Origin of the sequence: Micromonospora sp. CA-248260, from assembly GCF_050942205.1 — a bacterium.
GTDB lineage: Bacteria > Actinomycetota > Actinomycetes > Mycobacteriales > Micromonosporaceae > Micromonospora > Micromonospora antibiotica.
In genome coordinates this window covers 3,275,280-3,302,060 of sequence record NZ_CP192021.1, presented here as the reverse complement: position 1 = coordinate 3,302,060, position 26,781 = coordinate 3,275,280, and the positions used below count along the sequence as shown (strand labels likewise).

Sequence of the window (26,781 nt, the reverse complement as noted above, 5' to 3'; positions counted from 1 at the left end):
GTGTGAGTCATGGTGCAGTTCGCGGTCAACCCGACGCGCTTCGACCCGTACAAGAACTTCAAGTTCCGGGTGAAGTGGGACGGCCGCTACGTAGCCGGGGTCAGCAAGGTCAGCGCGCTGAAACGGACCACCGAGGTGGTCAAGCACCGCGACGGCGGCAACGCCTCGACCAGCCACAAGTCGCCGGGGCGTACCGAGTTCGAGGCGGTCACCCTGGAGCGGGGGCTGACCCACGACGCCGAATTCGCCCAGTGGGCCGGACGGATCTGGGCGCTGCACGCCGGGCTCGGCTCGGAGGTGTCCCTGGCCGACTTCCGCCGGGACATCACCATCGAGCTGCTCAACGAGGCCGGCCAGGTCGCCCAGTCGTACCGGCTGTTCCGCTGCTGGGTCTCGGAATACCAGGCGCTGCCGGAGCTGGACGCCAACGCCAACGCGGTGGCGATCGAGCACATCAAACTGGAGAACGAGGGCTGGGAACGCGACGAGGCGGTGCCCGAACCGGCCGAACCCCGGCTCGGGTCGTGACCGGGGGGCCGCCGCTGACCGAGGTGGCGCTGGTCGACGCCTGGGACAGCGCGCTCGGTCGGCCCGCGCCGGTCCGGGGGTTGCTGCTGCTCGGCCGGGCCGACGCCGACCGGCTGCCGGTGGGCGAGGTGACGGCGCTGCTGCTGGCCGCCGCCGGTGACTGGACGGGCGGCCGGGTGGCGGCCACGGTGGACTGCCGGGCCTGCCCGGAGCACCTGGAGGTGGCCCTCAGCGTCGCCGACCTGCTGGCCGCCGCGCCGGACCGCACCGACGCGGACCGGGCCGCCGGGCCGTTCACCCTCACCTGGCGGGGGCACCTGCTGAGCCTGCGGCTGCCCACCACCGCCGACCTGGCCGGGGCGGCCCGGGCCGGCGACGCGGCGGCGGCCGAACGGTGGTTGTTCGACGCCTGCCTGCTCGACGCCACCCCGCCGCTGGCCGACCCGTCCGCCGCGCTGCCGGCGGTGTCCGAGGCGATGGCCGAACGCGACCCGCTCGGCGTCGTCGCGGTCACGCTTACCTGTCCCGGCTGTGGCGGCAGCACCGAGGCACTGCTGGACGTGCCGGCCTGGGCGTGGCAGGCCGCCGACACCCGGGTCCGCCGGCTGCTCGACGAGGTGCACCGACTCGCCCGGGCCTACGGCTGGTCGGAGGCGCAGGTGCTGGGGCTGGGCCCGCACCGGCGGGCCGCGTACCTGGAGCGGGTCCCGTGACCGGCTACCTGGCCGCGCTGGCGGCGCTGGCCGTCGGCACCGCCCCCCGGCTGCGCCCGCGCGGCCACGGGCGTTTCGAACCGGACACCCCGCAGGTGGGCGGGTTCCTGGCCGACGAGCAGGAGTCGACGGCACCCCCGCCGGCCAGCCGGCCGGTCACCCCGCCGGTGCCGGACCCGTCGCCGACGCCCCACCCCCACGTCGCGGTGGCACCGCCCGGCCCGGTGGGGACACCCGCCCCACCGGCCGCACGGATGCCGGCCCCCGAACCACCGCACCCGGTGCCACCGCAGGGCAGCAACGCCGCAGGGCGGCAACGCCAGGTGGCCGGGCCGACCCCGGCGGCGGCGACCCGCCCACCCGCACCCGCACCCCTGCCCGCTCCGGCGACAGGTTCCGGCTCCACCCCGCCTGTCGGCGTGCCGACGGGCCGGGCCACGCCGCCCCGGCCGCCGGCCACCCCCGCCGCCGCGGAGCGGTCCCCGCAGCCATCCCGCCGGGACCACCACCCGGACCGGCCGCCGGCCCATACCCCCGCCCCGCACCCCGTCGTCCCGCCCCCGGCCGTCGCGCCGGTGCGCGCCGGCACCGTGCCGCCTCCCGCACCGCCCGCCGCTCCCGGGCACCGCCCTCCGGTCACCCGGGCCACCGCCCGGAGCCCGGAGCCGGTCACCGTGCACGTGCACATCGACCGGATCGAGGTACGCCTCGCCGGCAACCGGCGGCCCGCGACCGCACCGGCGGCCACCACACCGGCCACCGCCGCCCCAGCCGTCGCTGCGGGGCCGGCACCGGAGTTGGAGTCGTACCTGCGCGGGGCGGGGGTGCCGCGATGAGCACCGGGTACGCCCTGGCCGCCGTCACCGCCGTGCTGCGCGGGCAGCTGATGGCCTACCTGCGGGCCACCGGCGCCTCGTCGGCGGTCGGCGGGGTCTCCGTCTCGGCGGGCCCACCGGACCGGGTGACCGTCGGCAACCAGGAGGGCAACCAGGTCAACCTGTTCCTCAGCCGGGTGACCCGGAACCCGACCTGGGCCAACCTCGGCCCGCCTCCGCGCAGCACCGGCGGGGACGACGTCGCCGCGCCGCCGCTCGGCGTCGACCTGCACTACGTGGCCAGCGTCTACGGCCACGACCCGTTGACCGGGGAGATCCTGCTCGGCCACCTGCTGGCGATGCTGCACGAGACGCCGGTGCTGACCCGGGCGACGATCCGCCGGTCACTCGCCCCCGACCCGCCCGACCCGACGCTGCCCGCGGCGGTGGCCGACTCCCGCCTCGCCGAGCAGGTCGAGCTGCTCCGGGTCAGCGTCACCAACAGCCCGGGCGGGGAGGAGAGCTTCCGGCTCTGGTCGGCGTTCAGCGCGCCGTACCGCAGCAGTGTCTTCTTCGACGTGTCGGTGGTGCTGATCGACCCGCTGCGCGGTGCCCGGGAGCCCCTGCCGGTCCGCGCGGTCACCGCCGGCACCGTCGACGTCGACGGCCCCGAGGTGGACCTGGTCCGCGCCGACGGGCCGACCGGTACCCCGGTCACGGCCGGTGCGACGCTGGTGGTGACCGGCCGTAACCTGGCCGGGCCGGACGTCCGGGTCCGGATCGGGACGGCCTCGGCCAGCCCGGCCACCGCCTCGGCCGGTGAGTTGCGGCTGCCGATGTCCGCCTTCGACCGGCCCGTCGCGGCCGGGGTCCGTGGCCTGGTCGTCACCCACTCGGTGGCGTTGGGCGACCCACCCACGCCCCGGCCGGCGATCAGCTCCGACGCGGTACCGGTCAGCTACCGGCCGACGATCACCGTCGCCCCCGGCGACGTGGTGGTCGGGTCCAGCCGGACGGTCGACGGGGTGGTGCTGCGTACCGGCACGGTCACCGTCGACGTCGTGCCGGAGGTCGAGGCCGGCCAGCAGGTCACCCTCGGGCTGACCGGGGCGGGTGGCACGGTGCTCGCCGCGCCGGCCGACAACGGGGTGCCGTCCGGTGGGCAGCACACCGGGCGGATCAGCTTCGCCTTCCAGGACCTGCCCGCCGGCACCTACCTGGCCCGGTTGCGGGTGGACGGGGTGGACAGTCCGCTGCACGCCGACCCGACCGGCCGGTACGACGGCCCCGCCGTGGTGCTGTGATGCCCGCCCCACGCCCGGCCGCCCGCTGGCCCGGCCCACCGCCGGCCGCCGGGCACGACGGCGGGCTGGCCGCCGAGGTGGAGCGGATCCACCTGCTCCTCAAGGGCGAACCGGCACCGGACGGCCCGGCCGACGCCTCGACGCTGCGCCGGATCGCCACCGGGTTCGGGCTGACCGCCTTCGAACGCGACGTGCTGGTCGCCTCGGTCGCCGGGGAGCTGGGTCTGCTGGACCGGCCAGCCACCTTCGCCTGGTGCCTGGACGCCCTGCCCGGCGGGCACTGGGACGCTCTCGCCGCCGACCGTCCGCTGCGCGCGGCCCGGCTGGTGGAGCTGGGCGAGGGACCGCTGCCGCACGCTCCGCTGCGGGTCGACGAGCGGGTCCTGCACGAGCTGCGCGGCGTCGGGCGGCTCGACGAACGGTTGCGGCCCTACCTGGTGCCGTTGCCCCCGCCGCCGGCCGTCCTGCCGGCCAGCCGTCGCCGGGCCGCGCAGCAGCTCTGCGCCGCCTGGCAGGGCGGCCGTCGCCCGCTGCGGGTCTGCGGGCCCGACCCCGCCGACCGGGTCGACGTGCTGGCGGCGGCGTGCGCGACGGTGGGCCGGGTCGGGCACCGGGTGGCCGCAGCCGACCTGCCCCGCGCGGTGACCGACCGGGACGCGTTCGCCCGGCTGTGGAACCGGGAGGTGGTGCTCGCCGATCCGGTGCTGGTCGTCGAGCTGACCGGCGACGAGCCACCCGAGGTGGGCGCCGCCGTGGCGCAGTTGCTGGCCCGGCTCGTCGGTGACGTGGTGGTCAGCGTCCCCCGCGCCGTCGCCCTCGACGGGGTCGCCCCCGGGCCGACGGTGGACCGGCCGTCCCGGGCCGAACAGCGGGCGCTGTGGCGGGAGTCGCTGCCCGGTCGCGCCGCGGCAGCCGCCGCCGTCCTGGCCCGGGAGTTCGACCTGGGACACCGGGAGATCCTCGACTCCGCCGCCCCCGCCGTCCCCGGTCCGACCGTCGACCCGGTGGCGGTGGCGCGAGGGCTGGTCCGTGAGCGGGTCCGGCGGGACCTGGACGGGTTGGCCGAACGGATCGACGTACGGGCCGGGTGGGACGACCTGGTGCTGCCCGCCCCCGCCCTGACCCAGCTACGTCAGTTGACCGCCGCGGCGGCCGGCCGGGCCCTCCTGGCGGAGCAGGGCTTCGCCGGTCGGACCGGCCGGGGTCTCGGGGTGGCCGCGCTGTTCGCCGGGCCCAGCGGCACCGGCAAGACCCTCGCCGCCGAGGTGGTGGCCGGCGCACTCGGGCTGGACCTGCACCGGGTCGACCTGGCGACCGTGGTGAGCAAGTGGATCGGTGAGACCGAGAAGCAGCTGTGGCGGATCTTCGACGCCGCCGAGCGGGGCGGCACCGTACTGCTGTTCGACGAGGCCGACGCCCTGTTCGGCCGCCGTTCCGAGGTACGCGACAGCCACGACCGGTACGCCAACATCGAGGTGTCGTACCTGCTGCAACGGATGGAGCAGTACCGGGGCGTGGCGGTGCTGACCACCAACATGCGCACCGCCATCGATCCGGCGTTCCTGCGTCGGCTGCGGGTGGTGGTCCCGTTCGGACACCCCGGTCCCGCCGAGCGGGCCGGCCTGTGGCGGCGGGCCTTCCCGGCCGCGGTCGCCACCGCCGATCTGGACCTGCCCCGCCTCGCCGCGCTGGACCTCACCGGTGGGGACATCCACACCGTGGCGCTGCGTGCCGCGCTGGTCGCCGCCGGGGAGGGTGACCCGGTCGGGATGCGGCACGTGCTCGACGCGGTCGCCGCCGAGTACGCCAAGCACGACCGGCCCGCCGACCCCGGGTTGTGGTCATGAACATCGAGGTCACGACCGTCGAGGTCGACATCCGCCGGCTGGTCCTCACCGGCGTCGACGGGCCGGTCGACGCCACCCTCGCAGCCGAGGTGGGCGCCCGGTTGAGCCGGCTGATCGCCGACCGTGGCCTGCCGTCGGCCGGTGCCCAGGCCAGCGCCCCATCCGCCGGCGACGACCTGCCGACCGCGCTGGCCGAGACGATCTGGGCCCGGCTGGGTCTGCCGGGGGTGGGCCGATGACCAGCCCCGACCCGGCCACCGGCGCGGGAGCCGCCCGGGAGACTGCCGCCCACCGGGCTCCCCCACCGACGACGCAACCCGCACCGGGCCGCGACGACGCCCTCGCCACGCTGACCCGTGAACTGGTCGACCGGTACGCCCCGTCGTTGGGGCTGCGGCCGGACGCCGTACGGGTGCACCTCGGTGCGGCGGGTCGACGGGCCGCCAACCACGGCGCGCGCGGGCTGCTCGCCGACGGCGCGGTGCACCTGGCCCTGGGCTTCGACCCGTCCCGGGCGGCCGGGCGGGCCCTGCTGGTGCACGAGTTGGGGCACCTGGCGCAGGCGACAGCCGGCACGGCGTACCCGGGGCAGCGGGCGACCGACCCGGAGGGCGAGGCGCGGGCGTTGGCCGACGCCGCCTCGGCCGGGCGGGCACTGTGGACGCCGGTGGCCCGGTTGCCGGCAGGTGTGGTCGCCGCCGACACCGGTGCGGTCGCCACCCGCCGCGCCCGGCCAGCCCGCCGGCCCCCGACCGGGCGCCGGCCGACGAGGCCGGGACCGGCCCGTTGGAGGCGGAGCTGGGCGCGCTGGTGGAGCGCCGGTACCGGGCGGAACGGGCCCGCATGATCGACCTGCTCGACGGCCTCTGGGTCTCCGGCGACGACGTGCGGGGCTGCCTGCGGATCCTGGACACCCTGCCGTTCGTGGTCGCCCGCAGCCTGGTGCACAGCCTGCCCGCGCCCCGGCGCACCGACCTGGCCGGCAACCTCGACGACGACCACCACCGGGCGTACCCGCGTGCCGCGCTGGCCGCCCTCGGTGGGCAGACCCCCTACCTGCTGCGGGTGCTGGAAGCCGACAACGTGCACGGGTTGAGCGCCGAGGGGCTCGACCCGGTGCAGCGGCGCACCGCGCTGAACGTGCTGCGGGCCCTGCGGACCAGTGTGTTGCGGGAGCTGCTGGGCGGTGACCGCAAGGCGCAGTTCCGGGCGTTGCTGGCCGAGCGGCCCCCGGCGGGCAACGACGCCGACGCCCTGCGCGAGCAGGTCACCATCCTGGGTGGGGCGTCGGCCGACGACGCCCGCCTCGACCGGGACGCCGATCTGGCCGCCCTGCTGCGGCGGGTGCAACGGTCGATCGGTGACCGTCGGGCCGACGAGGCGCTGCGCCAGCTCGCCGACCTGGCCCCCGCCGCACCCACCGCCGGTGCCCCGGCCACGGCCGCGTCGGCCGCCGCCGGGCCGCCCGAGCCGGGTCCGAGGCTGCGGTACGCGGTCCGCCAGCTCGACGACAGCGGTCACCTCGACACCCTGCTCGACCAGTTGCCGTGGGAGGAGAAGCGGGTCGACGCGCCGCTCGGCCCCCGGCTGCTGGTCGTGCTCGCCGCCCGCCCGGAGCACCGCAACCTGTCCCGGGTGGAGGGACTGCTGTCGTACGGGGTGTTCGACTGGGCGATCCGCGACCATGAGGCCCGTTTCGCGTACCTGCTGCTGCGTAGTCTCCCGCTGGCCGCGCAGGACCGGTGGCGGCGGTTGGACCAGGGCAGCTGGTTCGACCGGTTGGAGGAGAACATCCCGGCCGAGGATGTGCTCGGTGGCGGCTACACCGGCGTGGGCGCCCTCGCCGAGCCGTGGGACCGCCGCCGGCGCAGCGCCGGGCAGGTCGACGCCGAGCGGCTCGTCGCCGACATCCACCGGATCGTGCAGGACGGCCTGGACGGGGTGAAGTCCGTCGAGCTGGTCCGCCGGTTGATCGGCTACGACCGGCCGACCGGGGCGACCGCCGGGCCGGATGCCCGGGGCCGGGAGGCGTTGCGGACCGCCGTGCACCGGCTGGACGCGCTGCGTGACCTGGACCGCATCCTCGCCGCCCTACCGGATGCGTACCTGACCCACGAGATGTGGCGGGCCGAGTTGCTCGACCTGCTGGCCCTGCGCGACCCGGCGCACCTGGAACGGCAGGTCCGCGGCCTGCTGGCGATCGGGCTGACCGACTGGGCGGTGAACCCCCGGGAGGCGTGGCTGGCCTTCCAGCTGGTGCGCAGCCTGCCGGTGGCCGACCAGACCCGGCTGGCCGCCGACGATCCGGACCGGTGGGCCCGGATGCAGTCCGGGATGACCCCGCAGATGCGCGCTTCCCTCGCCGTCACCGCGATTTCCGGTCCGCGCCGTGTGGAGGCCCGCGACCAGCTGCGCGACCGGTTGCGCGACGACCGGCTCTGGCGGGCCGGGCGGGCCACCGAACTGCGGTCGTTGATCATCCAGGCGTACGCGCTGGACGACCGGCGGTGGGTGTTCCTGCGCTCCCGGGAGGTGCGCGCGGACCTGCTGCCCGACCTGGCGGCGCTGGTGGCGGAGCTGCGGCTCTACCACGCGACCCGCCGGCCCTCGTTCGACCCGGAGTCGTTGCGCACCGACGGCCTGCCGACCGTGGTGGGTGACCTGGCCCGGCTGGTGGCGGTGGGGCTGAAGCTGCTGTTTCTCAGCCGCACCGGGTTGAGCCTGTTCACCGACGAGGTCACCGTCGACGAGTTCGACCTGCACGACGCCCAGTGGATCAGCGGCGACCTGGGTGGCGCCCGGCTGCGCGACACCGACCGGGAACGCACCAACCGGCTGTCGCTGTCGGTGGACGCCCGGCAGGGGGTGCTGCGGGTCCGGCTGCCCCGGTTGGAACTCGACGGGGTGAACCGCACCTTCACCGGCAGTTCGCTGCGGACCGGCCGGGTCACCCTGACCGACCTGGACATCGTCGCCTCGTTCTCCGACCGGGGCTACGAGCGGCCGGTCGGCGCGCAGGCCGGGATGGGCGCGTTGAGCGTCTCCGACGTGGTGTACGCCAGCGACGGGCTGCCCGGCGGGCTGCTCGGCCTGACCCGGTTCGGGCTGTCCACGCTGGCGTTCCGGGCCGGGGCGACCGGGCAGGAGAACGTGACCGAGCCGGGCCGGCACGGCTGGGTCGGCATCCCCATCATCGATCCGCTGATCCACCTGCTGCACAACGTCATCTCGTTCTACGGTGGGCTGCCGTTCCTGTCCAAGATCAGCGACGCGTTGCTGGCCCCGTACACGGCCGGAGCGCCGTTCCTGGCCCAGCAGTTCACCTCGCTGACCGCCGGGGAGATCTTCACTCCGCTGGCCAACGCGACGATCGGGCTGCTCACCGACGGGGTGTTCCGCCCGCCCCGTGGGGTCGGCGAACGGGTCACCGACGCGGTGGAGATGATGCACTCGCTGCGGGTCAGCTTCTCCAGCGCCACCGCCGAGGGGCTCTCCTTCGCCGGCCTGCAACAGGTCGGCCGGATCGAGGTGGGTCGCACGCTGATCGGGGTGGCCACCAGCCTGCCGGCCCGGTTGCGTGCCGAGCAGGAGTCGCTGCGGCTGCGCCGCGAGACCGCCACCGGGGCGCAACGTGCCATCCTGGAGGAGCGGCTGCGCGCCGTCGACAGCCAGCTCACCACGCTGGAGCCGGCCGAGCGGGAACTGGACCGGTTGGAGGCCCGGCACCGCTGGCACGCCGAGTCGCTGTCCGAGGCCGAACGCCGCCGGCTGGTGGAACTCTCCGACCAGTTGCGCCAGTCCGTCGGCGGCGCGATCGACATCGGCGGTATCCGGGTCACCGGGCTGACCGGCCGGGTCGAGGCCGCCGGGGTGGAGGTCGACCCGATCCACGCCGAGGCGTCCCTGCCGTCGCGCATCGGCGAGTACCTGCCCGACGACGAGCTGATCACCAGGTTTCGCCGCGACCGGGTCCCGGTCGACGCGGCGACGACGGCCCGGGGCAGCACCGGGTCGGCCACCCTCGCCGGGGTACGGCTGCTGCCCGGCCCGGCCGGCGCACCGGCGCTGCGGATCACCGCCGGGGACCTGCCCACCCGGGCCGACGTCGCCGCCCAACTCGCCGCGCTGCCCGCCGAGCCCCGCTGGGCGGACCGGCGGGCGGAGCTGACCCGCTGGCTGACCGACCTGGACCGGTTGCATGAGTTGGAGTCGCTGGCCGCCGAACCGGTCGACCCGGCCGGCCGCCCCCTGCCGCGACACCGCACCCGCGCCCAGGAGCAGGAGCTTCAGCTGCTGCGGGAACGGGCCCGGCGGTACTTCGGCATCACCGCCGGCGGGCTGACCGTCGGCGGGCTCGACGTCACCCTGGACCCGGCCACCCTCGGGGTGGAGCTGCGGTTGGCCGAGCTGACCGCCACCGACGTCCGGGCCGGGGCCACCACCGTGGAACGGTTGGCGGCGGCCCGGCTGCGGTTGCGCGCCGACCTCGACACCGTCGGCGGTGGTCCGCTCCCCGCCGAGCTGGCCGGCCCGGCCGCGGCCCAGGGGTTGCCGATCGGTCGGACCGCCGTCCGTTTCGGGGTCGGTGAGCTGGCGGTCACCGGGTTCTCCGGGCCGGGCGTCGAGGCCCGGCGGATCGCCTTCACCGCGCCCGCCCGGGCCGACGGCACGCCCGGCGAGGCGATCCACGGCCGGGTGCTGCCCGTCGGTGACGATCTGCGCCTACCCGACCTGGTGGTGGAGCAGACCGAGCTGACCGGGCTGTCCATGCACTCGCCCGGCCGCAGCCTCTACTCCCGGGGCAGCACCCGGATCGGTCGGATGAGCCTCGACGTGCAGGTCCGCACCGGCGCGACCGCCACCGGCCGGCAGGTCCGTGGCGCGCTGGTCCGCAACCTGGTCATCGACCGGATCGACGCCGACCGGATCGGCATGGACGTCACCGACCCGGCGCCGGGGATGAGCGTCGAGGTGGTCTCCGGCGCGCTGATCGGGGTGCGGCTGCGTGACCTCGACGTGGACCTCACCGGCGAGGAGCTGACCTATTCCGGGCGGTTGACCGTCGGTCAGCTCGACCGGCTCCGGTTCGCCGTGGTGTCCCGCGCGGTGCAGGGCGGCCCGACCACGATCACCGGCACCGTGGGTGGCCGGGCGACCCGCCCGAACGCCGCCACGGTGACCGTGGACCTGATCCGGGCCGGGCCGCACCAGGTCGACCCGGTGACCGGCCGGATCCTCAGCGACACCACCGACAGCCAACGCATCCAGCTCGACGGGCTCACCCTCACCGACACCACCCTGCGGACCCCGGACGGCGCGGTCACCGTACGCCGGGCCGGGCTCGGCGGCCGGCTGGTCACCGAGCGGGCCGGCGGGCTGCGCTTCGAGGACGTCGGCCCGGCCCGCATCGAGCTGGGCGCGATCGACTGGCGGGCCGGCGACGGGCGGATCGTCTCCCGGGGGGCGACCGTGCTGGACGGGCTGACCGCCAGCGGTCGCTGGGACAGCACGCCGGAGCAGCGCGACGCCGCCGGTCGGGTCGTCCCGGCCACCGCCGCGCTGCACCTGGAGCGGCTGCACATCGCCCGGATCACCGGACGGGACCTGCGCTACCGCGACGGGGTGCTCGACGTCGGCCTCGGCCGGCCCGAACCGCTCCCGGCCGGGGAGCCGGACCGGCCGCCGCTGGAGATCCTCGACGTGGACCTGCGCGGCCTGCGCTGGTCGGCGGCGGCGGGGGTGACCGCCGGACGGCTCACCACCGGGGCGACCCGGGTGGAGATCGCCGGCCGGATCGACGCCGCGCTGCACGTCGACGGCGCGTTGTGGGCCGCCCAGCTCACCCTCGCCTTCGGTCGGGGCGGCCGGATCCAGGCCCGGGTGGTCGGCGGTGAGGCGCAGCTCGGCGTCGGGCCCCGGCCGGGCGAACACGACCAGCACGTCAGCATCCAGGGGCTGGACACCGGCGTGGTCAGCGTCGGCCCGGACCACATCGAGATCGGCCCGGACGGGCAGCCGGGGCTGAGCCTGGCCACCATCTCGGTGGACGCGCTGAACTGGCAGGGTGCGGCGCTCGGCCTGCGGATCCCGTCGGGCGCGGGGGCGATCACCCTGCTCGGCATCAGCGCGCGGGCCCGGGTCGACCTGTGGCCGGCGGGCACGCCTGGCGGCCGGTTCCGCCGGTTGCTGCTGCGGGAGCTGGTGGTGCAGCAGACCCGGGCCAGCGGGCTGCTGGTGGATCTGCACGACGGCGTCACCATCCGGCTCAACCCGGACATCGAGGCGGTGCTCGGGGAGTTGCGGCTGGTGCCGGCGGCCGGGCAGGACGGCTTCCTGGTGGAGGCGACCCGCACGGCGGAGGGGATGCGGATCCTCGGTGGACTGCGGATCGGGGCGATCGAGGCGGCCCGGGTCGGCTTCGACATCGGCACGTTCCTGTCCGGCGGCACGGCCGACTTCACCGCCGGTGGGCTCAGCGTCGACTTCCTCGACCACGGTGGGCTGCGGCTCAACCTGGCGCAGCCCACGCTGACCGCGATCAGCGCCCAGGTCACCGCCGACCCGCGTCGCCAACTGCTGTTCCTCGGCGCACCGACCGGCCGCCCCGAGTACGGGCTGCGGTTCACCTCGATCGGCTACGAGCAGGACCCGGCCGGGCCGGACGGCTCGGCGGCCCCCGGCCGGCGGATCGCCGTACACGGTGGTGAGGTGACCGGGCTGAGTTTCACCGACAGCGGGCTCGGGTTGTACATCTTCGTCGAGCAGGGGCTGCTCGGCGACCTCACCCACGACCTGACCAGCGGGTCGGGCGAGCTGCCGTCGCTGGACATCCGCAACGCCCGGTTCGTGCTGGACCTGGCCACCATGCTCGGCGGCGGCTCCCCGATCCCGGCCCCGCCGCCCGCCCGGACCACCAGCGCGCAGCGGCGGGCCGCCCTGGCCGGGAAATGGGACGCGCTGGTGCGGGTGTTGGACGCCTACCGCATCGGTGAGGTGCTGGACAGCCTCAACGGGCACATCGACTTCGACGTCACCCACGACGGGTTCCTGTGGGGTGAGCGCAGCTGGGAGGTGCGGCTGGCGTTGCGCGACGGGGCGGTCGACTACCGCCGGCTCACCGGCGCGCTGCCGTGGTGGACCCCGGGCCGGTTCATCGTCGAGGGCGACGACCTGGTCTACCGGGTGCACCTGCCCAGCTTCGGGGCGGAGGGCGCTCCCCCGCCGGACAACGACGTCGACCTCCTACGGTGGCAGCTCGACACCGGCGAGGTCAGCCAGGCCCGCACCGAGCACCTGGTGCGCCTCAACCGGCTGCTGCGGCCGACCGCCGCCTCCCGTGACGACCTGCTGCACACCATCGCCGACGTGCAGAGCGACGAACCGTCGACCGGCCCGCCCGGCATGTTGGCGATCGGCAACGTCGACGTGGACCTGTCGATCAACAACCCCCGGGAGATCACCCTGCCGCTGGGCGGCAGCAACGAGATCGTGCTGGCCCCCGACGCGCTGGTGCACCTCGCCGTCGGCGGTGGGGTACGCCGGGCCGCCGGTGGGGGCGGCCTGCCGGGCCGGCTGCGGCCGGTGTCGTTGCAGAGCGCCACGGTGGCCCGGGTGAACCTGCTCTTCGACGGGCTCGGCCTGTCGACCGGGCAGATCCGGATCACCGACCTGACCGACTGCACCGTCGACTTCAGCGGGTTGGACCCGCTGCTGATGCAGGGCCGGATAACCCGGGCCGTGGCGGAGCGGATCCGCTGGCGGCGTCCCACCTCTGGAGGCACCCCGTGACCAGTCCCCTCAGCCCCCGGTTGCTGCGCGCCGGCCTGGTCGTGCTCGACCCGGACAGCGGGCGCAGCCGGCGGGTGATCACTCTCCAGTACAACCCGGACTCGTTGACCCGGGGCTTCCAGCTCAAGACGGCCGGGGCCGAGGGCGGGGCGCGGGGCGAGGCGTTGCGGATCACCGGCCCGCCGGTGCAGACGCTCACCCTGGAGGCCGACCTCGACGCCGCCGACCAGCTCACCGACCCCGAGGCGGTGGAGCTGGGGTTGACCGCCCAGCTGGCCGCCCTGGAGTCGCTGGCCTATCCCAGCCTGGCCGCGGTGCAGGACGCCGCGGCGCTGTTGGCCGCCGGCACCCTGGAGGTGGTGCCGCCGCCGGCGCCGCTGGTGCTGCTGGCCTTCGGACGACGCCGGCTCTGGCCGGTACGGATCACCGAGCTGACCATCACCGAGGAGGCGTTCGACCCGATGCTGAACCCGATCCGCGCCAAGATCCGACTGGGTCTGCGGGTGTTGACCGTCAACGACGTGGGCACCGACGGCCGGGCCGGTGGCCTGGCCATGGCCGCCCACCAGCAGCTCGAACAGCTCGCCGGCCGGGCGCGCGGCGGGCGGCTGGCCGACCTCGGCATCGACCGGCTGCCATGAGCGACCCGACGGACACCGATCCGGCCCTGGTGGCCGCGCAGAGCCGGGTCGCGCAGACCCTCTTCGCCGCGACCGGCGCGGGTGGCGTCGACACGCCGGCACCCGGCGCGGTCTCCCCCGACAGCCGGTACGCCACCGTGGGCACCACCGTCACCGTCGACCCGGACACCGGTCGGGAGGTCGTGCACCTGCGTCGCCGGTTCGTGCCGCCCGCAGACCGGCTCGCCACCGCCGGCTGGGAACCGGTCGCCGACGGGGACCGGGTGGACCTGCTGGCCGGTCGGACCGTCGGCGACCCCACCGCGTTCTGGCAGCTCTGCGACGCCAACGGCGTCTTCGACCCGGCGGAGCTGGAGCAGCCGGGCCAGGTGGTCCGGGTCGCCCTGCCCGAGGGGTTCCCGGGGGGCCTCGATGCCTAGCGGGGTGCGGTTGCAGGTGCTGATCGGGCCGTTGACCTTCCGGCCGGCCCCGATGGAGCTGGTGGCGGCGGTGCAGGAGGCGCAGGTCACCCAGAACGCCGGGCAGCGCTCGGGCTTCCAGCTGCGCCTGGCGCTGGGCCGGGGGTCGCTGGTGGAGCGGATGCTCGCCGACGGCAGCCTCGACCCGCCGACCCGGCTGCTGCTGGTGCTGCACGTCGACGGCCGGCCGCAGGTGCTCTCCGACGGGGTGGTGACCCGGCACGACGTGGCCCGCAGCAACGACGCGGGCGCGTCGACGCTCACCCTCACCGGGGTGGACGTGAGCCAGATGATGGACCTGATCGACCTGTCGGACCTGCCGATGCCGATGCCGGCGGAGGCCCGGGTGCTGACCCTGCTCGCCCCGTTCGCCGCGTACGGGGTGGTGCCGATGGTGGTGCCCAGCGTGCTGGTGTTCGCGCCGAACCCGGTGCAGCGGATCCCGGCGGTACGCGGCACCACCTTCGCGTACGTGTCGCAGCTCGCCGACGAGGTGGGCTACACGTTCTATGTGGAGCCGGGGCCGACCCCGGGGATGAACACCGCCTACTGGGGGCCGGAGGTGCGGGCCGGTCAGCCGCAGCCGGCGTTGACGGTCAACGCCGACGCGGGTGCCAACGTGGAGTCGTTGTCGTTCTCATTCGACGGGGTGCAGAAGACCGTCTACCTGCTCACCGCGTTCCCGGAGCAGGTGCGGGTGCCGATTCCGCTGCCGGTGCCGGACGTCAGCCCGCTCAACCCGCCGCTGGGCCGCAAGATCCCGATTCCGTTGTCGTACCGGCGGATGAACATCGGGCGGTCGAACCCGAGCGGCACCGACGACGCCACCGCCCGGATGGACGTCGTGCAGACCCTCGCCCGGGGCCTGGCCCGGGCCGCCCAGTCGGCGAACGTGATCACCGGATCCGGCTCGTTGGACGTGCTGCGCTACGGCCGGCTGCTGCGCTGCCGGCGGCTGGTCGGGGTGCGCGGCGCCGGCCGCGCCTACGACGGCGAGTACGTGGTGCGCAGCGTGACCACCACGGTCAAGGCGGGCGAGGTCAAGCAGCGGTTCACCCTGGGCCGCAACGCCCAGGTCTCCACCTCGGGAAGGGCACAGCCATGACGACGAGGTACTACGGCAAGTATCGCGGCACGGTGGTCAACCACCTCGATCCGTTGCAGCAGGGCCGCATCCAGGTGACCGTTCCGGACGTCACGCTCCCCCCGTCGAGCTGGGCGATGCCCTGTTTCCCGCTGGCCGGCATCCAGGCCGGCATGTTCGCCGTGCCGTTGCCGGGCACCGGGGTGTGGGTGGAGTTCGAGCAGGGCGACGCCGACCATCCGATCTGGACGGGCTGCTGGTACGGCTCCAAGGCGGAGATCCCGGCGCTGGTGTCGTCGGCCCCGCCGCCCACCCCGCCGATCGTGTTGCAGACCCCCGGCCAGGCCACCCTGATGATCTCCGACGCTCCCGGCCCGACCGGCGGCATCCTGCTCAAGACGCTGACCGGGGCGATGATCTCGATCAACGACACCGGGATCATCATCTCCAACGGCAAGGGTGCCTCGATCACCCTGGTCGGCCCGACCGTCGCGGTCAACCAGACCGCGTTGACGGTGACCTGATGCCCGGCCCGCTGCTGCACGTCGGTGCCGTGCTCACCTGCCCGCACACCGGCCCGGTCACCCCGCAGACCGGCAACGCGCGGGTGCTGGTCGGCGGCCTGCCGGTGGTCACCGCCACCGACGCGTACCCGGTCACCGGGTGCCCCTTCCAGGTGCCGGTGGGCGCGGGCACCAAACCGCAGCCCTGCGTCCAGCTCCGGTGGACCACCCCGGCGGCCCGGGTGCTGGTCAACGGGCAGCCGGCCGTGCTCGCCACCAGCGTCGGGCTCGGGATCAGCGCGGAGGGCATCCCGCAGGGGCCGCCGACGGTGGCCGGCGTGCAGGTCCGGGCGGTGGCGTCATGACGTACCCGGCGTTTCCGTGGCGACCGGACAACCGGGGCCGCTCCGGCCTGGCCGGCCCGGACCGGCACGTCGCCGACCTGGTGGAGGCGGTGCTGTTCACCGCGCCCGGCGAACGGGTCAACCGGCCGGACTTCGGCGCGGGTCTCGGCCAGTTGCTGTTCGCCCCGGTCGACGACGCGGTGGTGGGCACCGCCGAGTTGCAGGCCCGCAGCGCGTTGCAACGCTGGCTCGGCGAACTGATCGAGGTCGACGACGTCCGCGTCGACCTGGCCGAAGCGGCGGTGCGGGTGCACGTCGGGTACCGGCTGCGGGCCACCGGCCGGCCGGCGCAGGTGTCGGTGGAAAGGGGTGCGGGATGAGCGTGCGCTGCGACGACGACGAGCGGCGGGCCGAGGTGGGCCGGCCGGGCAGCGCCTTCAACGGCATCGACTGGGTCGAGGTGGACGCCACCGACCAGCGGCTGCTGCACGTCGGTTTCCTGCACCCGTTGCCCGGCCAGACCGGCGGGGTGCCCGCCGGGGCCGCGCTGGCGGTGGGGAACGTACTTGTCGACGGCGGGGTCCGGATCACCGGCGTGCGGGTGCTCAGCGTCGCCGCCACCGGCGCGGAGTTGACCGTCCGGGTGGACCGGGCCGGTGACTTCTCCCCGTACACCCTGAGGTTGGTGCGCTCGGCGGTGGACGACCGGGTGCCGCCCGGTTTCGACCCGGTGCTGTCGGTGCAGACCTTCTCCTTCAAGGCCAACTGCCCCAGCGACCTGGACCCGGCACCGGCCGCCCCCACCGTGACGCCGCCGCCGCCGACCACCGCGCCGGCCGACTACCTGGCCAAGGACTACGCCGGGTTCCGGCGGCTGATGCTCGACCGGCTCGCCGCCCTGCCCGGTGGGGCCGAACGGCACCCGGCAGACCCGCTGATCACGGTGGTGGAGGCGCTGGCGCACGTCGCCGACCGGTTGTCCTACCGGCAGGACGCCGCCGGCACCGAGGCGTACCTGGGCACCGCCCGCAGCCGGATCTCCGTGCGCCGGCACGCCCGGCTGCTGGACTACGCGGTGCACGACGGTTGCGCGGCCCGCGCCTGGCTCAGTGTGCGGGTGGCCGCCGGGTCGGACGTGGAGAGCCGGGGTGTGCCCGCCGGGACCCCGGTGCTGGCCGCCGACCGGGCCACCCCGGCGGTACGGCCCACCGACGCGGCGGCGCTGCTGGCCGACGGCGCGACCGGCTTCGAGACGCTGACCCCGCTCGCCCCGAGGGCCGCCCGCAACGAGATCGCCCTGTACGTGTGGGGCGGCCGGGACTGCGGGCTGCCCGTCGGCGCGACCCGGGCCACCCTGGTCGACCTGCCGGCCACCGGCCTGGCCGCCGGTGACCTGCTGCTGCTGGAGGAGGTGCTCTCCCCGCAGACCGGCAGACGCGCCGACGCCGACCCCACCCACCGGCAGGTGGTCCGGCTGGTGTCGGCGAACCCCACCACCGACCCGGTCACCGGGGTGGCCGTGCTGGAGGTCGAGTGGAGCGCCGCCGACCGGTTGGCCTTCCCGCTGACCGTCACCGCCTCCGTCGCCGGCACGGGCACGGGCCAGCTGGTGACCTGTGCGGTGGCCCGGGCCAACCTGGTCGCCGTCCAGCACGCCAGCGCGGTGTCCGGGCAGCTCCCGGCCGCCGCCGAACACCGGTGGCGGCCGGTGCTGACCGGCGAGCCGGTCGCCTCGGCGGTGCCGTTCCCGACCGACACCCCGGCCAGTCAGGCCCTCGACCAGGACCCGCGTGCCGCGGTGCCGTTGATCCGGTTGGAGACCACCGAGGGCAGTTGGCGGCCCCGCCGGGACCTGCTCAACGCCGACCGCTTCGACCAGGGTTTCGTCCCGGAACGCGAACGCGACGGCCGGGTGAGCCTGCGGTTCGGCGACGACGTGTCGGGGCGGCGACCACCGGCCGGCACGGTCTTCCAGGTCACCTGGTGGCGCGGCGGCGGGGCGGCCGGCAACCTCGGCCACGACGCGCTGACCACCCTGGTCACCGACCGGGTCGGGCTGCTCGCCGCGACCAACCCGCTGCCCGCCGTCGGTGGCACCGACCCGGAGGACATCGAGCACGCCCGGCAGCACGCCCCGGTCGCCTTCGCCGTCCAGGAACGGGCGGTCACCACCGCCGACTGGGTGGCGGCGGCCCTGCGGCTACCCGAGGTGGCCAACGCCACCGCCCGGGTCCGCTGGACGGGGTCGTGGTGGACGGTCTTCCTCACCCTCGACCTGACCGGCGGGCAGCGGCTCACCGACGAGCCGGCGCTGGCCCGACGGCTGGCCGGGCGGCTCGACCGGTTCCGCGTCGCCGGGTACGACCTGCAACTGCGCGACCCGGTCGACCTGCCGGTGGAGCTACGGCTGTGGGTGTGCGTCACCCCGGGCGCGTTCCGGTCCGACGTACGCCGGGCCCTGCTGGACCTCTTCTCCGCCCGCGACCTGCCCGGTGGGGTGCGGGGCTTCTTCCACCCCGACCGGTTCAGCTTCGGCACCCCGCTCTACGTCAGCCAACTGCTGGCCGCCGCGGTCGGTGTCCCCGGGGTCACCGACGTGCGGGTGACCGAGCTGCACCCGGTGGGCGTGGTGGCCGGCGGCGAACTGGCCGCCCGGGTGCTGCGGGCCGGCGACACCGAGGTGATCCGCCTCGACAACGATCCCAGCGTGCCGGAGCACGGCATCCTGCACCTCGACCTGGTGGGTGGACTGTGACCTCACGAGTGGGCCGGGGGCCCAACCCGCCCGGCCGCAGTGGCATCGCCTACCGGCTGGGCCGGCAGGCCGACTTCGCCGCCGACCTGGTGGCCCGGCTCGGTGGGCGGCCGGAGCTGGCCGGGCTGACCACCCGGGAGGTCGACGACCCGGCGGTGGCGCTGCTGCACGCCTGGGCGACGACCCTGGACGTGCTCGCCTTCTACCAGGAGCGGATCGCCAACGAGGGTTTCCTCGGCACCGCCACCGAACGCGGTTCGGTGCTGATGCTGGCCCGCGCGATCGGCTACGAGCTGCGTCCCGGCGTGGCCGCGACGACGTGGCTGTCGTTCACCGTCACCGCCACCCCCGGCGCCCCGGACGGGGTGCCGATCCCGGCGGGCAGTCAGGCGCAGAGCGTGCCCGGCCCCGGCGAGCTGCCGCAGGTCTTCGAGACGGTGACGCCGCTGCTGGCCCGGCCGGAACTCAACGCGGTGGGGCTGCGGGTCACCGCGCCCCGCGCGCCCCGCCCCGGCGACGCCACCCTGTACCTGGCCGGCACCGACACCGTGCTCACCCCGGGCGGTGCGCTGCTGGTGCTCGGCCCCGACTGGTTCGACGTCCGTCGGGTGCGCGCGGCCACCGCGGTGCTGCCGGCGGCGGCCACCGCGCTGGACGGCGGTGCGGTGGTGCCGGCGTACACGGTGGTCGGGTTGGACGCGGCGGTGACCGCCCAGCCGCTCGGCACGGACCTGCGTCAGCCGGGACGGGACGTGCAGGTGCACCTGCTGGCGCAGCGGGCCGCGCTCTTCGGGCACCAGGCGCAGCCGTGGTCGGCGCTGCCGGTGGCGCTGCGGGTCGGTGAGTTGAACCCGGGCACCAACCAGGTGCTGCCGGGCGCGTACGCCACCCGCAAGGACAGCTGGGTGGACGCCCCGCTGGGCAGCCAGGAGCGGACGCTGCACCTGGACCAGTCGTACCCGTCGATCGTGGCCGGGTCGTGGCTGGTCCTGGAGACCGCCGGGGTGCCGCAGCTGCGCCGGGTCGACGCGGTGGCGGAGGTGCCGGTGGCCGACTTCGGCATCGCCGCCCGCACCACCCGGGTCACCGTGGCCGGCGGCGACTCGAACATGTTCTCCCTGCGCACCACCACCGTGCTCGGCGACAGCCGGTTGCTGCCGCCGGCCGCTGCACCGCTGACCGCCCCGCTGACTGCGACGGCGACCCTGGAGCTGGCCCGGCCGACGCCGGGGCTGGAGCCGGGCCGGCCGCTGGTGCTCACCGGTGTCGACCCGGACGGCGGGCCGGTCGGCGAGGTGGTGACCGTGCTGCGGGTACGGGACGAGAGCACGGTGGACCTGACGGCCAACGTGACGCGGCGTTACCGGCGCGACAGCGTCCGGGTGCTGGGCAACGTGACGGCGGCGACCCACGGGGAGAGCCGGGCGGAGGTGCTCGGGGGAGGCGATGCACGGCGGGCGTTCCAACGGTTCAGCCTGCGGCACGTGCCGCTGACCTATGTGCCCGCCGCGACCGCGAGCGGCTCCCGCACCACCCTGGCGGTCTGGGTGGACGGGGTGCGCTGGCAGGAGGTTCCGGCGCTGCTCGGGCAGGCCCCCTCCGCCCGGGTCTACACCGTGCGCCGGGCCGACGACGGCACCGTCACGGTCACCTTCGGCGACGGCCTGACCGGGGCCCGGCTGCCCACCGGGCAGGACAACGTGGTGGCCACCTACCGCAGCGGCATCGGGCGGCTGGCCGATCTGGCACCCGGCCGGTTGACGATCCCGCTGTCCCGGCCGCTGGGCCTGATGGAGGTCGGCAACCCGGTGCCCGCCGCGGGGGCCGACGACCCGGAGGGGGTGGACCGGGCCCGTCGCAACGCGCCGCTGGCGGTCCGCACCCTGGGGCGGGTCGTCTCGCTTGACGACCACGCCGACTTCGCCCGCGCCTTCGCCGGGATCGGCAAGGCCCGCGCGGACCTGGTCTGGGACGACGCCCGGCAGCTGGTCCTGCTCACCGTCGCCGGCCCGGACGGGGCGGAGATCCCGCCGGACGCGGCGGTCCGCGCCGACCTGCTGCGGGCCCTGGACGCCGCCCGCCAGGCGACCGTGCCGGTGCGGATCCTCGGCCACCACCGGCGCCGGGTGGTGGTGACCGCCCGGCTGTTGTTGGCCGCCGGGCACCGGTTCGCGGCGGTCTCGACCGCCGCCCGCGCGTCGCTGGTCGCCGGGTTGAGCTTCGACGCCCGCGACTACGCCCAGCCGGTACGCGCCAGCGAGGTGCAGGCGCTGCTGCACCGGGTGCCCGGGGTCACGGCGGTGGTGCTGGAGCTGCTGCACGACGCCGGGCAGTCGCCGGCCCGCCTCGACGTGATCACCGCCGCGCCGGCCCGTCGGGTCGGTGACGTGCTGCTGCCCGCCGATCTGCTCACCGTGGACGCCGGTGACGTCACCCTGCTGGAGGCATCGTGAGGGCCGAGGAGATCTGGGGCCTGCTGCCGGCCGCGCTGCGCAGCCAGGACGAGGCGGCCGGCGGGGTGGTGCACGCGCTGGTGGAGGTGATGGCCGAGCAGGCCGTCGCGTTGGGTGCCGACGTGGACCAACTCACCGACGACTGGTTCGTGGAGACCTGCGCCGAGTGGGTGGTGCCCTACCTGGGTGAGCTGGTGGGGGCGGGTCAGTTGCATCCGCTGGCCGACGGCACCGGCCTGTCCGACCGGGCCCGCGTCGCCGACACCATCCGGTTCCGCCGGCGCAAGGGCACCGCCGCCGCGTTGGAGGAGCTGACCCGGGCCAACACCGGCTGGAGCGCCGCCGTCGTCGAGTTCTTCGAACGGCTGGTCGCGACCCAGCACGTCAACCACGTCCGCGACGCGCCGGCCACCGCGTCGATCCGGGCCGCCGCGCCGTTGGAGCTGGTCGGTGGGCCCTTCGAGACGGTCTGCCGGACGGTGGACGTACGGGCGATGGACGCCGGTCAGGGCCGCCCCAACATCGGGCACATCGGCCTGTACGTGTGGCCGCTGCCGTCGTACCGGCTGGACCGGGCCACCGCCGCACCGGCCGTGGTGCCGGCGGACGGCCGGTGGTGGATCGACCCGGTGGGGGTGGGCCGGCAGCTGACCGGGCCGACGGTGACCGAGCCGGACATCGACCACCGGGCCGACGAGGCGAACGTGCCCGGTCCGCTGCGCCGCAGGCCGTTGCGCGACGAGTTGGCGGCGCTCGCCAGCGGCACCCCGCCCCCACCCGAGCAGCGGCGCTGGTTCCGCGACGACGACCCGTCGTTCGTGGTGTGGATCCAGCCCACCCCGGCCGACGAGCTGCGGCCGGTCCCGCTGGACCTGCTACGGATCTGCGACCTGGCCGGCTGGGAGCTGCCGACCGGCAGTGTGGTGCGGGTCGACCCGGTGCGCGGCCGGATCACCGTCGCCGCCGGCCGGCCCGTGCACCGCCTCGCGGTCTCCTGGTGGTACGCGTTCAGCGCCGACGTCGGCGCCGGGCCGTACCCCCGCCGCGGTGACCTGGGGGCGGCGGACGGGCCGGTGGACTGGCAACTCGCGGTGAGCGTGACCGAGCCGGCACGGGCCGGGGAGGTGGTCGCCTCGCTGGGTGAGGCGGTGACCGCCTGGCACGACTTCCAGGCCACGCACCCGGGCAGCACCGGCCGGATCGTGGTGCTGGACAGCCACCGTTACCGGGAGAACCTGTCGGTGCGGGTGGGGCAGGGCAGCCGGTTGAGTGTGCTGGCCGCGCAGTGGCCCCGGCCGCCGGACCGGCCCCGGCGGCAGACCGACCTCGACCCGGTCGGGGTGCGTCCCTGCCTGCTGGGCACGCTGGCCGTCACCGGCGTCGGTGTCGGGGACCGCCCGGGTGAGCTGGTCGTCGACGGGCTGCTGGTCGCCGGGACGGTGACCGTCGCCGCGCCCGGTGACGGCGGACCGGGCCTGGGCCTGGTGGAGTTGCGGCACTGCACCGTCGGCCCGGCGGCGACCGGGCTCACCGTCACCGCCGGCAACGACCGGACCCGGGTGGTGGTGCACCGCTGCGTGACGGGTGCGCTGACCACCACCGACGGCCCGTTGACCGTGACGGACACGCTGGTGCACGGCCCGGTCGCCGCCGGGGACGCGGCGGCGGAACTGGCTGGGGTGACGGTGCTGGGCACCACCACGGCGCGGGTGCTGACCGCCACCGACTGCCTGTTCGACCAGCAGGTGACGGTGGCCCGCCGGCAACAGGGGTACGTCCGGTTCAGCTACCTGCGGCCCGGCTCGGTCACCCCGCGCCGCTACCGCTGCCAACCGGACCTGGCCCAGCAGGCTCAACCCGACGACCCGGACGTGGCCACCCGGGTCGGGCCGGCCTGGGCGAGCACCCGCTACGGCGACGCCACCTACGGCCGGCTCGCCGCCACCGCCGCCACCGAGTTGCGTACGGGGGCGGAGTCCGGGGCGGAGCTGGGGGCGTTCCGTCGTGCCCTGACCCCGCAACGCCTGCACAACCTCACCCTCGCGCTGGCGGAGTACCTGCCGCTGGGGCGGGTGGCCGCTGCCCTGCCCGTCCTGCCGACCGGAGGAACCACACCATGAAGGGCGACATCAGCCGCGTCACGTTCGACCAGCGGCGGCACGCGACGAGCGTCCGCAAGCAGCAGGGCCGGGTCGACCTGGACGCGGACTGGAACGAACAGCAGGACATCCAGGCGCACCTGCGGGCCACCGCGCTGACCGACGTGGTCGGCGCCGCCGGTGCGCCGCTGGTCGGTGGGGCGTTCGGGTTGACCGGCGGGGCCGACCTGAAGCTGTCGGCCGGCCGCTACTACCTCGACGGGGTGCTCTGCGAGAACGACACCCCGGTCTCCGTGTTCGCCCAGCCGGACCTGCCGGCGGCCGGCCCGTTCGTCCGTAAGCTCGACGGCTCCTGGCTGGCCGGTGGCGCCCCCGTGCCGCCGGGGGTTTACGCCGCCTGGTTGCAGGTGTGGTCGCAGCACGTGACCGCGATCGAGGACCCGGCGCTGCGGGAGGTCGCCCTCGGCGGGCCGGACACCACCACCCGGCTGCGGACCGTGTGGCAGGTGCGGTTGTTGCAGGCCGGGCCGCCCAACACCCCGGTCGGCTGTGCGGACACCCCACCCGGCTGGGCGGAGCTGACCGCCGCCTCCACCGGCACCCTCGCGGTCCGTGCCGACCCGACGGGCAGTTCCGGGGGTGACTGCGTGATCCCGACCGGGTCGCCGTACACCGGGTTGGACAACCAGTTCTACCGGGTGGAGATCCTGACCGGTGGGGCGCCCGGGGTGGCCGGTTTCGTCTGGTCCCGGGACAACGCCGCCACGGTGGCGACCTGGGAGAGCATCGACGTCGACGTGCTGACGGTGAAGGTCCCCGGCCGCGACGGCAGTGCCGGCTTCACCAACGGCTCCTGGGTGGAGCTGACCGACGACGGCCGGGAGCAGAACGGCCTGCCGGGCACGTTGGTGCAGGTCGACCGGGTGGAGGGGGACCGGATCGTGATCCGGCCGGGCACCGCCACCGGCAGCCTCGACCGGGCGGACTTCCCGTCGCGGCCCCGGGTCCGCCGCTGGGACGGCCGGGGCACCGTGCCGGCCGGCGGCGTCGAGTTGGACCTGGAACTCGGCATCAAGATCCGGTTCTCGGCGGCGGGCAGCTTCCGCACCGGCGACTGGTGGTCGTTTCCAGCCCGCTCGGCGCTGCACGACGTCCAGTGGCCCCGGGTCGGCACCACGCCGGTGGCGCAGACCCCGCACGGGCCGCGTCGGGCGCACGGCCGGATCGGCGTCGTGAGCTGGGACGGCAGCCAGTGGAGCGTGCTGCGCGACTGCCGGCCGGTGTTCGCCCCGTTGACCGGGCAGGCCACCCTGAGCCTGCTCGGCGGGGACGGCCAGGAGGCGGTGCCGGTACCGGGCAGCCCGGCGACCCTGGTGCCGCTGGGGCACGACCTGGTCACCGGGGTGGCGATGGGCGGTCAGCCGGTCGCCAAGGCCCGGGTCCGGTTCACCGTCACCGGCGGGGCTGGCCGGCTCACCGCCGGGGCGGTCACCGCCACCACCGTCACCGTGGAGACCGGTGCCGACGGCCGGGCCCGCTGCGCCTGGCAACTCGACTCGGCCGCCGCCACCCAGGAGGTCACCGCCCAACTCCTCGACGAGGCCGGGCAGCCGTCCCACCTGCCGGTGACCTTCACCGCCGCGCTGTCGCGCGCCGACCGGGTGTCGTACGACCCGACCGGGCGGCCGTCGCTGGCCGGGGCGACCACCGTCCAGGCCGCCATCAACCAGCTCGCCGCGTCCGCCACCGGTGGGTGGGCGACCATCACCATCCGGCCGGGCATCGACTGGGTGCAGGCGCTCACCACGCTGCCCGCCGGGGACGTGCTGATCTGCTTCGCCCCCGGCCTCTACACCAGCACCGTGCCGGTCACCTTCACCGGCCGGGCCAACATCCGGGTGCTGGGCAGCGGGCCGGCCAGCCGGATCCGGGTGCAGGGTCAGGAGTTCGCGCTGATGTTCGTCAACTGCGGCACCGTGTCGGTGTCGCACCTGGCGGTGGAGACTCCCGGCCCGGCTGCCGCCGAGGGGCGGCTCGGCCCGGTGTCGGCGGTCAACTGTGCCGAGGTGACGATCGAGCACTGCCAGCTCACCGGGGTGGCCGGCGCGTCCCCGCAGAGCACCTGCCTGACCGTCCGCAACGACCAGGGCGCGGCCCCCGGGAAGGTCCGGGTGCTCGACTCGGACTTCCTCATCGGCCACGGCCAGCAGGGTGTGTTGCTGGTGAACCCGGACCACGCGGTGATCACCCGGTGCCGGTTCTCCTGCCCGCCCCGGCCGGCCTCGCTGACCCTGGCCGAGCTGGTCAAGGACGAGAAGTTCCGCAGCCAGCTCGCCACCCAGTTGGTGGGGCGGCTCGCCCTGGACCGCGACGACCGGTTGGAGACGGGCGAGTGGAACACCGTGGTCCGGGTCGGCCGGTGGGGCGTACGGATGAACTCGATGGTCCCGCAGAGCGAGTGGAAGACCCTGACCACCCTGCGCCCGCCCACCGCCGAGGACCAGCGCACCGCCGGGGCCGCCGAGGCGTACGTGCTGCGGCTGGCGGACCTGGCCACCGAGGACCCGGCCCAGCTGCCCTCGTACAAGCGGCAGCTCACCTCGCTCAAGGGGCGGCTCGGGGAGAGCGCCGGGCGGATCTTCGACACCGACGAGGGCCGCAAGACGCTGCGCGACTACCTGGTCGGTGAGGGGATCGACGTGCGGGAGGCCGACGACATCGCCCGCGACCGCCGGGAGGTGGCACTGCCGGCGCCGGGGGCGAGCCTGCGCTTCGACTCGGCGTTGAGCCAGGGCGCCTGGGAGGCGGCGGTGGCCGCGTCGCCCCCGTCGCGCCCGGTGCAGACCCCGTCGGCGGCGGCGAAGCACCTGCGCAGCGTCGCCGACCGGATCCTGCTGGAGCCGGCCTTCGGCGAGAAGTACGCCGGTGGTTACCGGCGGGACCTGACCGCCGCGGCGGAGGTCTCCGTCGGGGCCTGCGCGGTGGTGATCGGCGGCGGTACGGCGGTCGGCGACGTCGAGGTCTCCGACTGCCGCATCGATCAGGTCGCCGAGGGGATCCACATCGGGGTCTCCTACCACAAGGGACCGCCGATCCAGGGCCGCACCATCCGGGTGACCGGCAACGACATCCACCTCTACCAGGCGTGGTGGCGTGGTTCGGGCACCATCCGGGGCATCAAGATCGGCAGCATCCGGCACGTGTTCGTCTCCGACAACCGGATCTCGGTGGCCGCCGGGGCGGGCGTCGGCATCTGGGCCTTCGCCGCCGGGGGTCCGATCATGGCGATCCGCGACAACCTGGTGCAGAACTGCGAGCCGGCGATCCTGTGCAACCCGTCCTGGTCGGGGGCGCCGGCGAAGCGGCTGTGGTCGGTCACCGACAACGTCTCGTCGAACGGATCCATCCAGGTGGCCGGGGGTGCGCGCAGCTCGGGCAACGTCAGTTGA

Annotated in this window: 18 protein-coding genes; all 18 read left to right on the top strand. The window is 75.4% G+C overall.

Annotation, left to right across the window (positions count from 1 at the left end; all coding sequences use genetic code 11):
- The first annotated feature begins 9 nt into the window (after positions 1-9).
- Genes ACQP2H_RS14635 through ACQP2H_RS14550 form a run of 18 tightly spaced genes read left to right on the top strand, consistent with a single transcriptional unit; the run spans position 10 to position 26,781 of the window.
- Positions 10-528, top strand: a complete 519-nt coding sequence (locus tag ACQP2H_RS14635; RefSeq protein WP_208566079.1) for a phage tail protein — start codon at positions 10-12, stop codon at positions 526-528.
- Positions 525-1,241: a hypothetical protein gene (locus ACQP2H_RS14630; protein WP_208566080.1), complete on the top strand. Its 717-nt coding sequence runs from the start codon at positions 525-527 to the stop codon at positions 1,239-1,241. Before ACQP2H_RS14635 ends, ACQP2H_RS14630 begins: the two co-directional genes overlap by 4 nt.
- The gene (locus ACQP2H_RS14625) at positions 1,238-2,077 is read left to right on the top strand and encodes a hypothetical protein (protein WP_357533583.1); all 840 of its coding nucleotides are present in this window, start codon (positions 1,238-1,240) and stop codon (positions 2,075-2,077) included. The genes ACQP2H_RS14630 and ACQP2H_RS14625 overlap by 4 nt, the downstream gene beginning before the upstream one ends.
- Positions 2,074-3,360 (top strand): DUF4255 domain-containing protein, encoded by a 1,287-nt coding sequence (locus tag ACQP2H_RS14620; protein WP_357533585.1) that lies wholly within the window; start codon positions 2,074-2,076, stop codon positions 3,358-3,360. Before ACQP2H_RS14625 ends, ACQP2H_RS14620 begins: the two co-directional genes overlap by 4 nt.
- Positions 3,360-5,207 (top strand): ATP-binding protein, encoded by a 1,848-nt coding sequence (locus tag ACQP2H_RS14615; RefSeq protein WP_433233189.1) that lies wholly within the window; start codon positions 3,360-3,362, stop codon positions 5,205-5,207. The genes ACQP2H_RS14620 and ACQP2H_RS14615 overlap by 1 nt, the downstream gene beginning before the upstream one ends.
- Positions 5,204-5,446 carry a hypothetical protein gene (locus ACQP2H_RS14610; RefSeq protein WP_219461731.1) on the top strand — a complete coding sequence of 81 codons (243 nt, stop codon included), beginning with the start codon at positions 5,204-5,206 and terminating at the stop codon, positions 5,444-5,446. Before ACQP2H_RS14615 ends, ACQP2H_RS14610 begins: the two co-directional genes overlap by 4 nt.
- Positions 5,443-6,054, top strand: coding sequence for an eCIS core domain-containing protein (locus tag ACQP2H_RS14605; RefSeq protein WP_433233186.1), 612 nt, complete (start codon positions 5,443-5,445; stop codon positions 6,052-6,054). Before ACQP2H_RS14610 ends, ACQP2H_RS14605 begins: the two co-directional genes overlap by 4 nt.
- Positions 5,994-12,995 (top strand): hypothetical protein, encoded by a 7,002-nt coding sequence (locus ACQP2H_RS14600; RefSeq protein WP_433233184.1) that lies wholly within the window; start codon positions 5,994-5,996, stop codon positions 12,993-12,995. The genes ACQP2H_RS14605 and ACQP2H_RS14600 overlap by 61 nt, the downstream gene beginning before the upstream one ends.
- Positions 12,992-13,636 (top strand): hypothetical protein, encoded by a 645-nt coding sequence (locus ACQP2H_RS14595; protein WP_208566086.1) that lies wholly within the window; start codon positions 12,992-12,994, stop codon positions 13,634-13,636. The genes ACQP2H_RS14600 and ACQP2H_RS14595 overlap by 4 nt, the downstream gene beginning before the upstream one ends.
- On the top strand, positions 13,633-14,055 hold the full coding sequence (locus ACQP2H_RS14590; protein WP_219461722.1) for a hypothetical protein: 423 nt from the start codon (positions 13,633-13,635) through the stop codon (positions 14,053-14,055). The genes ACQP2H_RS14595 and ACQP2H_RS14590 overlap by 4 nt, the downstream gene beginning before the upstream one ends.
- Entirely contained in the window at positions 14,048-15,199 is a 1,152-nt protein-coding gene (locus tag ACQP2H_RS14585) for a hypothetical protein (RefSeq protein ID WP_219461720.1), read from the top strand. Before ACQP2H_RS14590 ends, ACQP2H_RS14585 begins: the two co-directional genes overlap by 8 nt.
- Positions 15,196-15,702, top strand: coding sequence for a phage baseplate assembly protein V (locus ACQP2H_RS14580; protein ID WP_067303923.1), 507 nt, complete (start codon positions 15,196-15,198; stop codon positions 15,700-15,702). The genes ACQP2H_RS14585 and ACQP2H_RS14580 overlap by 4 nt, the downstream gene beginning before the upstream one ends.
- Positions 15,702-16,046 carry a hypothetical protein gene (locus ACQP2H_RS14575; protein WP_363822492.1) on the top strand — a complete coding sequence of 115 codons (345 nt, stop codon included), beginning with the start codon at positions 15,702-15,704 and terminating at the stop codon, positions 16,044-16,046. The genes ACQP2H_RS14580 and ACQP2H_RS14575 overlap by 1 nt, the downstream gene beginning before the upstream one ends.
- Entirely contained in the window at positions 16,043-16,405 is a 363-nt protein-coding gene (locus tag ACQP2H_RS14570) for a GPW/gp25 family protein (RefSeq protein ID WP_219461715.1), read from the top strand. Before ACQP2H_RS14575 ends, ACQP2H_RS14570 begins: the two co-directional genes overlap by 4 nt.
- Positions 16,402-18,780 carry a hypothetical protein gene (locus ACQP2H_RS14565; RefSeq protein ID WP_357533593.1) on the top strand — a complete coding sequence of 793 codons (2,379 nt, stop codon included), beginning with the start codon at positions 16,402-16,404 and terminating at the stop codon, positions 18,778-18,780. The genes ACQP2H_RS14570 and ACQP2H_RS14565 overlap by 4 nt, the downstream gene beginning before the upstream one ends.
- Positions 18,777-21,233, top strand: coding sequence for a hypothetical protein (locus tag ACQP2H_RS14560; RefSeq protein ID WP_433233180.1), 2,457 nt, complete (start codon positions 18,777-18,779; stop codon positions 21,231-21,233). Before ACQP2H_RS14565 ends, ACQP2H_RS14560 begins: the two co-directional genes overlap by 4 nt.
- Positions 21,230-23,353, top strand: a complete 2,124-nt coding sequence (locus ACQP2H_RS14555) for a hypothetical protein (RefSeq protein ID WP_433233178.1) — start codon at positions 21,230-21,232, stop codon at positions 23,351-23,353. The genes ACQP2H_RS14560 and ACQP2H_RS14555 overlap by 4 nt, the downstream gene beginning before the upstream one ends.
- Complete coding sequence (locus tag ACQP2H_RS14550; protein WP_357533598.1) at positions 23,350-26,781, top strand: DUF6519 domain-containing protein; 3,432 nt, start codon at positions 23,350-23,352, stop codon at positions 26,779-26,781. The genes ACQP2H_RS14555 and ACQP2H_RS14550 overlap by 4 nt, the downstream gene beginning before the upstream one ends.